Annotated in this window: 11 protein-coding genes; 3 read left to right on the top strand and 8 right to left on the bottom strand. The window is 62.7% G+C overall.

Features of this window, described 5'->3' with window-relative positions; translation table 11 throughout:
- Positions 1-65: 65 nt before the first annotated feature.
- The 8 genes from tssH to DOM56_RS09930 form a co-directional block, all read right to left on the bottom strand.
- Positions 66-2741, bottom strand: a complete 2676-nt coding sequence (gene tssH / locus DOM56_RS09895; RefSeq protein WP_110708600.1) for a type VI secretion system ATPase TssH — start codon at positions 2739-2741, stop codon at positions 66-68.
- Positions 2738-3814, bottom strand: a complete 1077-nt coding sequence (tssG, locus tag DOM56_RS09900) for a type VI secretion system baseplate subunit TssG (protein ID WP_110598248.1) — start codon at positions 3812-3814, stop codon at positions 2738-2740. The genes tssH and tssG overlap by 4 nt, the downstream gene beginning before the upstream one ends.
- Positions 3778-5613, bottom strand: a complete 1836-nt coding sequence (gene tssF / locus DOM56_RS09905) for a type VI secretion system baseplate subunit TssF (protein ID WP_110708601.1) — start codon at positions 5611-5613, stop codon at positions 3778-3780. Before tssF ends, tssG begins: the two co-directional genes overlap by 37 nt.
- On the bottom strand, positions 5613-6095 hold the full coding sequence (gene tssE, locus DOM56_RS09910) for a type VI secretion system baseplate subunit TssE (protein WP_110598246.1): 483 nt from the start codon (positions 6093-6095) through the stop codon (positions 5613-5615). Before tssE ends, tssF begins: the two co-directional genes overlap by 1 nt.
- Before the next feature lie 122 nt (positions 6096-6217).
- The gene (gene tssC / locus DOM56_RS09915; protein WP_110598245.1) at positions 6218-7717 is read right to left on the bottom strand and encodes a type VI secretion system contractile sheath large subunit; all 1500 of its coding nucleotides are present in this window, start codon (positions 7715-7717) and stop codon (positions 6218-6220) included.
- Between the two features lie 12 nt (positions 7718-7729).
- On the bottom strand, positions 7730-8263 hold the full coding sequence (tssB, locus tag DOM56_RS09920) for a type VI secretion system contractile sheath small subunit (RefSeq protein WP_110598244.1): 534 nt from the start codon (positions 8261-8263) through the stop codon (positions 7730-7732).
- Positions 8264-8334: 71 nt separating this feature from the next.
- Positions 8335-9090 (bottom strand): hypothetical protein, encoded by a 756-nt coding sequence (locus DOM56_RS09925; RefSeq protein ID WP_110708602.1) that lies wholly within the window; start codon positions 9088-9090, stop codon positions 8335-8337.
- 289 nt (positions 9091-9379) lie between these two features.
- The gene (locus DOM56_RS09930; protein ID WP_110708603.1) at positions 9380-9862 is read right to left on the bottom strand and encodes a copper resistance protein NlpE N-terminal domain-containing protein; all 483 of its coding nucleotides are present in this window, start codon (positions 9860-9862) and stop codon (positions 9380-9382) included.
- Positions 9863-10050: 188 nt separating this feature from the next.
- Between DOM56_RS09930 and tssJ the strand changes: the two genes are divergently transcribed.
- The 3 genes from tssJ (at position 10051) to icmH (ending at position 12743) form a co-directional block, all read left to right on the top strand.
- Positions 10051-10593: a type VI secretion system lipoprotein TssJ gene (tssJ, locus tag DOM56_RS09935; RefSeq protein ID WP_280951291.1), complete on the top strand. Its 543-nt coding sequence runs from the start codon at positions 10051-10053 to the stop codon at positions 10591-10593.
- Positions 10594-10686: 93 nt separating this feature from the next.
- The gene (gene tssK / locus DOM56_RS09940; RefSeq protein ID WP_110598240.1) at positions 10687-12033 is read left to right on the top strand and encodes a type VI secretion system baseplate subunit TssK; all 1347 of its coding nucleotides are present in this window, start codon (positions 10687-10689) and stop codon (positions 12031-12033) included.
- Positions 12030-12743, top strand: a complete 714-nt coding sequence (gene icmH / locus DOM56_RS09945) for a type IVB secretion system protein IcmH/DotU (protein ID WP_110598239.1) — start codon at positions 12030-12032, stop codon at positions 12741-12743. The genes tssK and icmH overlap by 4 nt, the downstream gene beginning before the upstream one ends.
- The last annotated feature ends 5 nt before the right edge of the window (positions 12744-12748 follow it).

Genomic DNA, 12748 nt, shown 5'->3' on the forward strand with positions numbered 1-12748 from the left:
ATGGCAAACGTCCCCGACGGCACGCTCGGCCGCCGGGGACGCTATCGTCTTGCTACGCTGCCGACTCAGCTCAGCGCGTAGGCGAATTCCCCCTGGTCGTCGAGGCTGACCGTCAGTTTCTCGATTGTCTCGCCATTGGCCATCTTGTCCAACACCTGGGCGGCGACGGTCGGCATCAGGCTGCCGGAGAGGATGTTGTCGATATTGCGTGCGCCGCTGTCACTGTCGGTGCAGCGCTCGGCGACGGCTTCGATGATCGCTGGGTCGTACTCGAACTCGGCGCGATGGTTGTATTCGAAGCGGTGCTTGATGCGGTCGAGCTTGAGCCGCACGATGTTGTGCAGAATCTCTTTCTGTACCGGGTAGTAGGGGATGATGTTCAACCGGCCCAGGAACGCCGGCTTGAACACGCCGTTGAGCTGATCGCGCAGGCTTTCGACGATCGCATCCGGCGCGGGCAGGGACTCGACGCCCAGGCACTGCTGCATGATGTCGTCGGTGCCGACGTTGGAGGTGAGCAGGATCACCGTGTTGCGGAAATTGATCTCGCGACCTTCGCCATCGTCCAGCACGCCCTTGTCGAACACCTGGAAGAACAGCTCCAGCACGTCCGGGTGGGCTTTCTCCACTTCGTCCAGCAGCACCACGCTGTAGGGCTTGCGGCGCACCGCTTCGGTCAGCACGCCGCCCTCGCCGTAGCCGACGTAGCCGGGGGGCGAGCCCTTGAGGCTGGAGACGGTGTGCGCTTCCTGGTACTCGGACATGTTGATGGTGATGACGTTGCGCTCGCCACCGTAGAGGGTGTCGGCCAGCGATAGCGCGGTTTCGGTCTTGCCGACGCCGCTGGGGCCGAGCAGCAGGAAGACCCCGATCGGCTTGTTGGGGTCCTCCATCCGCGCCCGCGAGATCGCGATGCGCTTGCCGATCTCGGCGAGTGCGTGATCCTGGCCCAGCACGCGCTCGCCGAGCAGTTCGGGCAGGCGCTGCACGGTGGCGATCTCGTCACGCATCATCTTGCCGAGTGGAATGCCGGTCCAGTTGGAGATCACCTCGGCGATCACGTTGCCGTCGACATGGCCGTGCACCAGCGAGTGCTCGCCCTGAATCGCGGCCAGCTCTCGCCGGACCTCGCCGATCTGCCGGCTCAGCGCGTCGCCATCGCCATCCTGCTGGCCGGTCTCGATGGATTCGCGCTCCGCCTCCAAGCCTTTGAGGTGCGTCACGATCTCCTGCTCGCGCTCCCAGCGTGCGCTGAGATCGTCGATCTCGCTGCGGGTCGCGGTGAGCTGTTCGTCGAGCGCGGCGAGGGTTTCCGCATGATCGCTGCCTTCGCGCTGTTCGCGCTGGAGAACGGCGATCTCGCTGTTGAGGTTGTCGACGCGACGATGGGCGTCCTCCAGCGCCGCCGGCTGCGAGGACTGCGCCAGGGCGACCCGGGCGCAGGCGGTGTCGAGCACGCTGACGGCCTTGTCCGGCAGTTGGCGGCCGGTGATATAGCGGTGCGACAGGCGAACGGCCTGGACGATGGCATCGTCGAGAATGGTCACCTTGTGATGATCCTGCATCCGTTCGTTCAGGCCGCGCAGCATGTTGATGGCCACCGGCTCGGCCGGCTCCTCGACCTTGACCACCTGAAAGCGACGGGCCAGCGCCGCGTCCTTCTCGAAGTACTTCTTGTACTCCGCCCAGGTGGTGGCGGCGATGGTGCGCAGTTCGCCGCGCGCCAGCGCCGGCTTGAGCAGGTTGGCGGCATCGCCCTGGCCGGCCTGTCCGCCGCTGCCGATCAGGGTATGGGCCTCGTCGATGAACAGGATGATCGGATGCAGGCTGCGCTTGGTCTCCTCGATCACGTTCTTGAGTCGGCTCTCGAACTCGCCCTTGACCCCGGCGCCGGCTTGCAGGAGCCCCAGGTCGAGGGTGCGCAGCTCGACGTTCTTGAGCGGCGGTGGCACATCGCCGTTGACGATGCGCAGTGCCAGACCTTCCACCACGGCGGTCTTGCCGACACCCGCTTCGCCGGTGAGGATCGGGTTGTTCTGGCGGCGTCGGGTGAGGATGTCCACCATCTGGCGCACCTCCTCCTCGCGGCCGAGCACCGGATCGATGCGACCGGCGCGGGCATTGCCGGTCAGGTCGATGGTGTACTGGTCGAGCGCCGGGGTCTTGCTCTTGCCGGGGCGCCCGCCGCCGGCCTGGGTGTCCGAGGAGTGGCCGGCGCTCTGGCTCGGGCCACTGGCGTTCGTCCCCTCGCCGAGCGGGCGCACGTGCTGATCTTCGCTGCTGCCGCCGATCAGGTCATCGAGATGTGCCTGCAGGTCGTCGACGTTGATCCGCTCGAGCTCACGGGCACCATCCAGCAATACCCGGCGCAGTTCGTCGTCCTTGAGCAGCGCCAGCAGCAGGTGGCCACCGCGAATCTGGGCCTCGCCGTGATCGATCGAGGCGATCACCCAGGCGCGCTCGATCAGCCGGGTGATGCGCGGCGACAGGGCGGGCGTTCGAGTATTGCCGGTCTTGAAGGTCGAGACCGTCTCCTCGAGCTGCGTCGCCAGGCGATCGAGCGACACGTCGTAGTGCCGGGCGATGCGCAGGAAGTCGTTGTCGTCGCTGTCGAGCAGCTTGAGCAGCAGGTGCTCGATATCGACATCGTACTGGCGCTCGGCCAGGCACAGTGCCGCTGCGCCTTCGGTGGCTTCGCGGCAGGGATCGTTGAGCTTGTCGAAAAGGGATTTGAGACTCACGCCGTGGCTCCGTCGTAGGGAATGTCGAAGAGTGCATGGCCGTGGGAGGCGGCCGGTCGGTCGGCGGGTTGGAGCCAACCCAGCCGCCCCAGGTTGATACTGCCGCCCGCACCCAGTTGGGGGGCGGGAATGCTGTGCCTGTCGAGAATCAACTCGATCTCGAAGTCGAGTTCGATGCCGGCGTAGAAACGCACCAGCTTGATCAGCTTCCGGTGCGCTTCGGTGTCCGGCAGTAGCGAACGGTAGGCGCTCAGGCTCAGCGGCCCGAACGAGACGCGAAAGGCGGATTGATAGTCACGCACCCGGGTGCCGGCCACGGCGCTCTCTCCGAGCCTGGCGTTGGCCTGGCCGAGGCGGGTGTACTGCGCCGGATCGAGGCGTATCCAGCGGCCAGCGAACGAGTCGACCCGGCAGGGCAGCTGGAAGGTGTATTCCAGGATCGACTGCAGGTTGCTCGGATTGCGTGGCCGCTGCGACCACAGCCCGGAAAACCAGCTGAACAGGTCACGACGCAGCGAGCCGGGCGCGTCGTCGCGGGCGAGACTCTTCTCCAGCGTGGTGGGCGTGAAACCCACCAGGTGCAGCAGCCACTCCTCGAAGTCCGCGCTGCCCTTGCGCTCGTATTCGATATGGAAGCGGTACTTCTGCCACGCCTCGTAGAACAGCGCCGTCATGCGGTGCGAGAAGAAATCCATGAACGCGTGGGCGGCATCGTCGCGCTTCTCGATGTGGCGGTTGATCAGCAGTTCGGTATAGGGGCGCGGCAGGACGCCGGACGGCCCCACCAGCCCCATGAACGTGACCTGGATCTCGCTCAGCGGATCGCCGCTGGCGGAACGGACCTTGTCGCTCTCGAAGGAGAGGTCGCTGATCTCGCTGGGCGGGAAGTTCAGCGACAGCAGCGAGCGAAACCGCAACGGGTCCTGATGGGGGCGGTTTTCGGGATCGATACGCCCGGTGCGGCTGTAGTGCAGCCGCAGCAGGCGCACGAGCTGGAAGAACCCGAATCGCCAGGGCTCGGCGCGGGCCTGATCGATCAGACCAGGGGCTGAGTACCGGTTCTCGGCTTCCATTGGGCGACTCGCTGTTCGCGCTGACGAGAGCGCAGGGTGAGTTGGGTGAAGCTGTTGAGGCTGCAGTACTGGCCGAAGAAGTGGTCCAGCACCGTGCCGAACAGGTAGATACCGCTACCGGTGAACTGGCTTTCGTCGAGCTCCAGGGTGATGCCGGTGCCGCGCACGAAGGCGGGGCGCGGATGACCGATGCGCGTCATCACCGGTTCGCTCGCGATCGAGGCGATGCCGTTGATCTGCTTGCGGATCGCCGAGGCCTGGCGATAGTTGTAGAGCGTCAGCAGCTCCATCAGCGCTTCGCGGCCGTCGGAGACCAGCGAAAGATGGTTGAGCGACAGGTGCGAGACCAGGCGCCAGATCAGGCCCTTGCCCATGGGCGGGCGTACCGGGGCCGTCGGCTTGCGCAGGCAGCGGATCTGCTGCACCACCTGTTCGCGCTTGAGGGTGAAATCCCCCTGCGGGTGGCCAAAGGTCATCAACTGCGGAAGGTCGCGATTGCTGCAGGTGAGCTTGAGGCTCAGGGTGTCGCTGCTGGCGTCGAGCATCTCCAGTTCGCGATCGACCACCCTAAGGCGCATTTCGGTGCCCGGGTCGCGGGCGTTTTCCGAGGCGACCCGCCGCGCGATCCAGTAGCTCTGGCGGGCCTGCTTTTCACTGTCCCGCGGCTCGAAGAAGGGCAGGCAGGGCGCGACCTCGTCCTGCATCGCGGTGCGAATGACCCGCGTGACCTCGTCGATCGAGACGATCTCGGTGGAGCGGGAGTGGCGCACGTCCGGCACCACCGGATATTCATGGCGCGTGTGGCTGAGCTTGATCGGCTCGGCCTGCTGCGGGAACAGGTTGACCACCGGGGTGCAGCCGAGACGGAAATTGTGGCGCCCCACGGTCTGCGCCAGCCGGGCGAGACGCTCGTGCTGATCGTAGTCGCGGAACAGGAAGTGAATCTGGACCTGGGTCACCGGCTTGCCGGCAAGGGGGCGGGCCAGGCCGTTCAGGTCGAAGAACAGGAATTTCTCGGGAAAGGTGAAGTACTCGTGAAGCAGGCGGTAGCCCAGGAACGATCGCTCGGAGTAGTCGATCAGCCCTTCGTCGTGACCGAAGCCGACCGGAGCGATGGCATCCGGTGCCAACCCGATCTCGCGCTGCTGCCCGGCATCGACGAAGCTGACCGAGATGCGCGCCACGTTGTTGAACAGCAGCTCGTAGAGCGGGTGCATGAGTGTGCCTTCCCCATCGAGGAAGAATCTCAGGCGATCCATGCCCAGCTTGCCGAAATCGGTGTTGCCGAGACTCTCGAGCGACAAGGTCAGCTTGGCGACGTTGTCGTTGCCATGGGCATTGAACGACGAGCGCTCCAGCCGGGTCAGCTCGGCGCCGCTCACCGCCACCGGCCAGACATCCACCGGGTAGCAGGTGCGAAAGCGGCAGAAGGAGTCCTCCACCGGGCGTGAGTGCAGCGCCGTATGTCGGGGCAGGTGATACGCGCCGGTCAGGGAGGTCTGTGCCCCCGGGTCGAACTCGACGATCGACAGTGCCGGTGTCGGACGCAGGTAGTGCGGGTAGAGCACGTCGAGAAACGCCTCGACGATCTCGGGAAAGTCGTCGTCGAGTTTCTTGTGAACCCGGGCGCTGAGGAAGGCGAAGGACTCGATCATCCGCTCGGCGTGGGGATCCTCGCAGTAGTCCCCCTCGAGCAGCAGTCGCGAGGCGATTTTCGGATACCGTTGAGCGAACTCCTGACCCAGAAAACGCAGGTGGGAGAGTTCCTTCTCGTAGTAGGGCAGCAGGTCGTCGAGCATCAGATCAGGTTCTGCACCTTGTATTGGCGAGTGTTGACTTGCAGTACGGCATCGAAGGCCACGCGCTGGCTCGCTTCGCTCAGCGACAGCACGGCTTCGATGCGGAACTGGAGAATACGGTCGTGGCTGTCCTGGTTGAGCAGTTGCACGCGCACGCTGCTGAAGCGCTTGTCGCCCTGTTCGATGGTGCGTTCGAGCTGGCGCTGGATCAGCCGGCGATCCTCGGTGCTGCGGACGCCACGGCTGATGAAGTCCGGCAGGCCGTAGTCGAGCAGGGTGCCCTGCAGTGACGGCCAGCCATCCAGCCCGTCGGCCACCAGTTCCCGGCGGGTGTTGACCAGGAGTTCGAGATCGCGCACCACCGAGCTCTTGTAGTCAGCCAGCGAGCAGCGATGGCCGGGTTGCGCTTCGGTCGAGTGCTGCGGCTCATCGTCGAGTAGACGGTCGAGCAGGGTCGGAACCATCTGTAAGGGTTCGCTCATCTCATCCTCATCTCACGATGGATCGTGGCGGCGCCGTCCTGCGCGCCGTGCCTCCCGGATATCGCCTCGGATTCGCCAGCGGGCATCGGTACTTGACCGATGCCCGCCTTCGGTCGTGCGGATCAGGAGCCGCGAGTGGATTGCGGCAGCTCCGACACCAGACGCAGCGACGCGGTCAGCTCATCGAGCTGGTAGTGCGGCCGCAGGAAGGTGACCGCCTTGTAGGCGCCGGGCTTGCCGGGGACCTCGGCGACTTCCACGCGCGCTTCACGCAGTGGGTACTTGGCCTTGGCTTCCTGGCCGGCGTTGTCGTCCAGCAGCACGTACTGAGACAGCCATTCGTTGAGGTAATCCTCCACGTTCTGGCGCGAGGCGAAGCTGCCGACCTTGTCGCGCATGATCGCCTTCATGAAATGAGCGATGCGCGAGGTGGCGAAGATGTACTGCAACTGCGAGGAGAGCCGCGCATTGGCGTTGGCCACGTCGGTGTTGTACTGCTTGGGCAACTGGGCGGACTGGGTGCCGAAGAAGGCGGCGTAGTCGGTGCCCTTGCAGTGCACCAGCGGAATGAAGCCCAGGTCGGAGAGCTCCTTCTCGCGGCGGTCGGTGATCGAGATCTCGGTGGGGCACTTCAATGCCACCTCGCCGTCATCGGTCTGGAAGGTGTGGGTCGGCAGGTCCTCGACCAGGCCGCCGCCCTCGACGCCACGAATTGCAACGCACCAGCCATACTTGGAGAACGCATCGGTGACCCTCGCGCCCATGGTGTAGGCGGCGTTCATCCACAGGTACTTGTTGTGGTCGCGGCCGTCGACGCTCTCGGTGAAGTTGAACTCTTCCACCGGCGTGGTTTCCTCGCCGTAGGGCAGGCGGCCGAGCACGTGGGGTAGCGTCAGGCCCACGTAGCGGGCATCTTCCGAATTGCGGAAGGACTTCCACTTGGCGTACTCGACGGTATCGAAGATCTTGGAAAGATCCCGCGGCCCGGTCATGTCGGTGAACGAATCCCAGCCGAACAGCTCCGGCGAGGCCGAAGAGATGAAAGGCGCATGCGCCGCCGCCGCCACATGGGAAACCTGCTCCAGCAGGTACATGTCCTGCGGATGGCGGCCGAACTCGTAGTCGCCGATCATCATGCCGAACGGGGCGCCGCCGAAGGTGCCGTACTCTTCCTCGTAGACCTTCTTGAACAGCGCGCTCTGGTCGAACTCGGAGGCCGACTTGAGATCCTTGACCAGGTCCTTCTTGGACGCGTTCAACATGTGGATCTTCATGTTGGTGCTGGTCTCGGACTGATCCGTCAGATACTTGAGGCCGCGCCAGGACGCTTCTAGCTGCTGGAATTCGCTGGCGTGCATGACCTCGTTCAACTGATCCGAGAGCAGCGAGTCGATCTCGGCGATACGCGAGTCGAGCACCGCGATCAGGTCCTTGCTCGGGGTGACTTCTCCCTCCAGCACCTGATTGACCAGCTCGTCGATCAGGTCACGGGTACGGGTGCGCTCGGTCTCCGAGCGAGCCACGCGGCTCTCGGAGATGATGCTGTCCAGCAGTGAAGTCTCCGGTGCGAAGACTTCCTGGGTTTCGGTCTGTGACGTGTTGTCGGTCTGATTGTCGGCCATGGAAGACTCCCGTTATTCCTTGTCGCTCTGCGGTTTCGCAGCGGCTTCACGACCCAGCTCTTCACCCAGGGCCTGGAGTTTGTCGGTGTTCTGCAGCACGTCCATCAACAGCTCTTCGAGCTTGTCGTTGCCACCCATCTTGTTGCGCAGATCGGCCAGCTTGTTGCGGACCTCCAGCAGCTTGCGCAGCGGCTCGACCTGGCGCACGACTTCCTGCGGTTCGAAATCCTCCATGCGCTTGAAGTTGAGCTCGACCGGCAACTGTGAGCCGTCATTGGCGAGAGTGTTGTCGACGCGATAGCTCAAGCGCGGCTTGACGCCCTTCATGACGCTGTCGAAGTTGTCGCGGTCGACATTGACGAACTTGCGATCCTTCAGTCGCGGCAGTGGCTCGAGCGGGTTGCCCGAATAGTCACCCATGACGCCGACCACGAACGGCAGTTCTTTCTTCTCGATGCTGTCGCCGATCTCGACGTCGTAGGTCAGGTGAACTCGCGGTGCCCTGACGCGCGACAGCTTGTGTTGAGTACTCTCGTTCTTGGCCATGAAAGGATCCTCCCTTGAGATGGCGGCTTCGTTGGGGTTCGAATGGGTCGTGCCCGGTTTGCGCCTCGCGGTCAGGCGGACGGCGCCTCCCTGACGGCGGATATCAGTTGCTCCCGCAGATCGTCCTGCATGGCATTGATCGCATCTTCGGAGATCAGCTCCTCGAAGCTGCGACTTCCGGAGATTTCGGTGCTGTGGCGGATCACGTCGTCTGCCGGCAGGGTCGAGGCGACCGGCGAGCTGATCACGCAGAAAGGTAGCTCGCCGAAATCGTCCAGTTGCTGGAAGCCGACCGGGAAGCGCAGCCCCCTGAAAAGGCGACCCAGGCCGGCGGCGCGGCTGAAGCAGTGAAACAGCATCAGGTAGTGCACCACGAAACGGTGCAGCTCCGAGCCGCTGCGATTGGGGTCGCGGACGACCTGACGAAAGCGGCTCAAGTCGAATGACGAATAACCCACCACCCAGCGTGCAGGGCTGGTCACGCGCACCGTGCTGCCGCCCGGCAGGTCATGGTCGTACTCGAGTGGGAAAAGCTCAGGCGTGGAGTTGATGATGTTGAGCGGTACCTCGAGCTCGTTCATCAGGTTGAACGGACGCTGCGCCGCATGCTTGTCGAACAGGGTGCGGAACTCCTTGAAGTGATGCTGAGTCTCCCGGCCGCTACCGCGGGGCGCCCCCTGCAGGTACTCGCCGAACAGCGGTTGGGGTCGCACCAGTGGCGCCAAGGTCGTGAGATAGTCCGCTGCCTGCGCCTTGAGCAAATCCGACACCACTCGCGTCTGTTTGCGCGAGCGGATGAAGCTATCAACATCGAAGGACTGCGTCATGATCGATTCCCGGTGCGACGTCATATCGTCGAGATGGACTTGGCATCGATTGGGTTATCGAGGCCAGTCGTGTCATTCCATTGAACATCGGCTCGCGACCCATTGTGCCGAGGACGCCGAAAGACTCAATAGATTAACGATCAAGATTCTACCCGGTAACAGAAATCGCAAAGTATTGTATCGGAGAATCGAGACGGTGCTCCGAGGTTATCTGCTATTAATGTTGTAGGCGATCTCTTACATCTCGTGTAATTAAAGGTTATCTCGTCACTCTAGCACGAGTCGTGATTCAATTGTCCTTATCCATCTCCGTCGCGGGGGATAGATCCGGGGTCAACAGTTCGAGGGCCACGCTCTTGCCTTCGTCGTCGATTGCCGGCATGCCCTGATTTGTCAGCGGCTGCAGATTGCCGTTGTCCATTCTGACGTAGGCGCGCACCTCGCCCACCTCTGGCCTGAGCACATAAAGCTGCCGTTTGAAATCATTAATATCTTGATTTTTATACCATTTTCCCCAAGTTGAATTGACTCTCTCTCCTCCGGGCGCGTCGATCTTGACCTCGTGCAGGTAGAAGCCCTGAGGGGCTCCGGTAATGGCGTCACGCTGCAATATCAGGTCGGTATTGATCCCGCGGCAGTCATTGCAGGGCAGGGTGCCTTCGAAGCGTTCGGTAGCCTTGACATAATTGACCTTGGATTGAGGGCCGGCTGCGCAAGCACTCAACAATAGGCAAGCCGCTACCGGAGCCCATTTGACAGACTGTACTTTCATGTGTCGATCTCAAACTTTTTGTAAATAAATGTTTCTGAGTAAGCTAATGTTAAATTCGACGCTTATTATAGCCATTAAATCTGGTAGGGTGTGTGGCGCACGAGACAAATTGATGCCGAATCTTCTTTGGTATTCAGACTTCGTGAGCTTTCTCGGGACTAAATAATAGAGTGAATGAGACGGCAATGATGGCGTCCGTACGCGTTGTGGTAGTGGGTTTATGCATGGCTCTGCTGGCGGGTTGTGGTGTGGCCGATCGTGTCGGTAACCGCTTCGGTGATACCTGGGCGGGGGATCTGTTCGGCAACCAGGAGCGGGTGCGAGTCACCATCGATAGCGACGAATCGGTCAACCCGGATGTCAATGGTGAGCCCTTGTCCGTCGTCGTCAGAATTTACCAGCTGAGCGAGCAGGCTCCCTTCGCCACGGCCTCGCCAAGGCAGCTTTGGAGCGAGGGCGAGAGCGTGCTGGGAAACACTCTGTTGTCCCAGCGCGAAGTGACTCTGCTGCCGGGTGAGCAAGAGGTGGACGTCGCCGCCTTGGCGCCCAATACCCAGTTCGTCGGTGTTGCCGCCTTTTTCCGAAATGTCGTCGGTGACAATTGGCACGTTGTCTTCGACGCCGAAGAGCTCAGGAACGACGGCCTGTTGAGCGCCTCGGAAGGTGTCCGGCTGCGCCTCCTCGATGATCGCGTCGAAGTCGAGCGTGGTCACGATCTGCTCGGTCGGTAATCCATCCGGCGTCGGGCCGGCAGCCAACGGGGCTTGTGATTCGGAGGACGGCCGCGCGGCGGGCGTCAGTATTCAGAGGCACGGGACAGGGACGTGAGCAAACACAACCGCATCATGTGGTCGGAAGGGATGTTCCTTCTGCCCCAGCATTTTCAGTACCAGGACGAATTCCATCAGCGCCAGCAGGCCGAGTCGCGCCAGGTCCAGCACCCGTTCCAGTGGGGTGTGCAGGAGATCGCCTTTGACGAGGGTGCGCTCGAGCAGGGCACATTGCGGTTGAGCCGCCTCAAGCTGGTCTTCCCCGACGGTACCTTGCTTGATGCGCCTCAGCACGACCCGCTTCCGCCAGGGCGAAGTCTCGACGAGCTGGCGCGCAATGGAGAGGTCAGGATATTCGCTGCATTGCGCACGCTCGAGCCGTGGTCGCCAAGTTATCTCGACCAGGACGCCCCGCGCCACGGCGGGCGCCGTTATGTCCAGCGCTTCGAGACGCGACCCGATCTCAACGAGGGCTCGCTGGAGAACGAGCTGGGCACGCTCGAACTCAACGCCACCCTGTTGATGGAAGGGGACAGCCTGGATGGTTTCACCCACTGCCCGATCGCGCTGCTCAAGCGCAACGCTGCCGGTGGCTTCAATCTCGAAAGCGAACGCTTCATGCCGCCGGCACTGCATATCGATTCCGTCGCGCTGCCTTTCGATATCGCCAATCGCCTGATCGGCATGCTGCAGGCGCGAAGCGAGGCGCTCTCCGGCCGTCGCCGCGAGCGTGCCGACCAGGTGGCGGAGTTCGGCTCCAGCGATGTCACCCTGTTCTGGCTGCTTTACACCATCAATCGTGCCTACCCGCAGCTGGCGCACCTGCTGGCGCATCCGCGGCTGCATCCCGAAACGCTCTATCGCTTTCTGGCCGAATTCGCCGCCAGCCTGATGACGTTCTCCATGTCCCACAAGCTGGGGGACATCCCGGACTACGATCATCGTGATCCGGCGCCGGCCTTGCTGGGGCTGGAAAGCGTGGTGCGGGAGTTGCTCGAGATCGTGGTGCCCAACCAGTACATTCCGATCCCCCTCGAGCAGACGCGACCTTCCTACTATGTCGGGCGGCTCAATGACGCTCGGCTCAAGAACGCCGACTTCTACATCAGCGTCCACGCCGACATGCCCGGCGCGCAGATCCTCGAACTGGTGCCTCGCGCCTTCAAGGTCGGATCGCCGGAGGATATCGAGGTGGTGGTCAACACCGCGATGCCGGGCGGTACCTTGACGCACGCCTCCCGCATGCCCAGCGCGATCCCGGTGCGGCTGGACAACCACTATTTCGCGCTCGAACCCCATGGCGCCGTTTACGAACGGATGATGGACGCCCAGGCGATCGCCTTTTACGTCCCCAGCGGATTCAAGAATCTCAGCATTGAACTGATGGCGGTAATGAAATGACCGAAGCCCTTGCTCATCCCTCCGAGATCGCCGAGCCCCAAACGCTCAAGACACTGTCGCGCGACTTCATCTCCATGGTCCTGATGGTGCGCCGCGGTCAGCAGGCCGAAAGCGTCGAGCGCTTTCTCGAACGTGTCGATCAGTGGTTGCGCGAATTCGAGGAGAAGGCCAGGGCCGAGAATTACAGCGCCGATGCGGTGAAGGACGCCCAGTACGCACTCTGCGCCTTCCTCGACGAGAGCGTGCTCAAGGGCGGGGTGGGCAACATTCGCGAGCATGTCGAGCTGCATCCGTTCCAGTACCGCTATTTCGGTGTGCATCTCGCTGGCGAAGGCTTCTATGACCGTCTCGACAGTCTGCGCAGCGACGTGCGCGCCAACCTGGACGTGCTCGAGGTCTACCACCTCTGTCTCGCGCTCGGTTTCGAAGGCAAGTACAGCCTGGAGAACCGGGACCAGCTGCGTTACATCGCCAACACGCTGGGGCAGGACATCGCCCGTTATCGACAGCAGAGCGACGAGCGCAACGAAAGCTGGAAGCTGCCGGATCAGGTTGGCCAGCTGTTGCGCTACGAGATCCCGTTGTGGGTCTATCTGCTGGGGATCGTGCTGGTCTGCCTGATCGTCTACGGCGGACTGCGCTGGTGGCTGGGCAGCGAGACCGATTCGCTGATCGAGCAGATTCGGCAGCTTTTCAATTCCACCCGCTGACAAGC

Origin of the sequence: Salinicola sp. CR57 (assembly GCF_003206585.1) — a bacterium.
Taxonomy (GTDB): domain Bacteria; phylum Pseudomonadota; class Gammaproteobacteria; order Pseudomonadales; family Halomonadaceae; genus Salinicola; species Salinicola lusitanus.

Coding starts and splice junctions, on each gene's coding strand:
- tssB (WP_110598244.1), bottom strand. CDS start 8,263: ATGGCCAAGAACGAGAGTACTCAACACAAGCTGTCGCGCGTCAGGGCA.
- DOM56_RS09925 (WP_110708602.1), bottom strand. CDS start 9,090: ATGACGCAGTCCTTCGATGTTGATAGCTTCATCCGCTCGCGCAAACAG.
- DOM56_RS09930 (WP_110708603.1), bottom strand. CDS start 9,862: ATGAAAGTACAGTCTGTCAAATGGGCTCCGGTAGCGGCTTGCCTATTG.
- tssG (WP_110598248.1), bottom strand. CDS start 3,814: ATGGAAGCCGAGAACCGGTACTCAGCCCCTGGTCTGATCGATCAGGCC.
- tssC (WP_110598245.1), bottom strand. CDS start 7,717: ATGGCCGACAATCAGACCGACAACACGTCACAGACCGAAACCCAGGAA.
- tssJ (WP_280951291.1), top strand. CDS start 10,051: ATGGCGTCCGTACGCGTTGTGGTAGTGGGTTTATGCATGGCTCTGCTG.
- tssE (WP_110598246.1), bottom strand. CDS start 6,095: ATGAGCGAACCCTTACAGATGGTTCCGACCCTGCTCGACCGTCTACTC.
- icmH (WP_110598239.1), top strand. CDS start 12,030: ATGACCGAAGCCCTTGCTCATCCCTCCGAGATCGCCGAGCCCCAAACG.
- tssF (WP_110708601.1), bottom strand. CDS start 5,613: ATGCTCGACGACCTGCTGCCCTACTACGAGAAGGAACTCTCCCACCTG.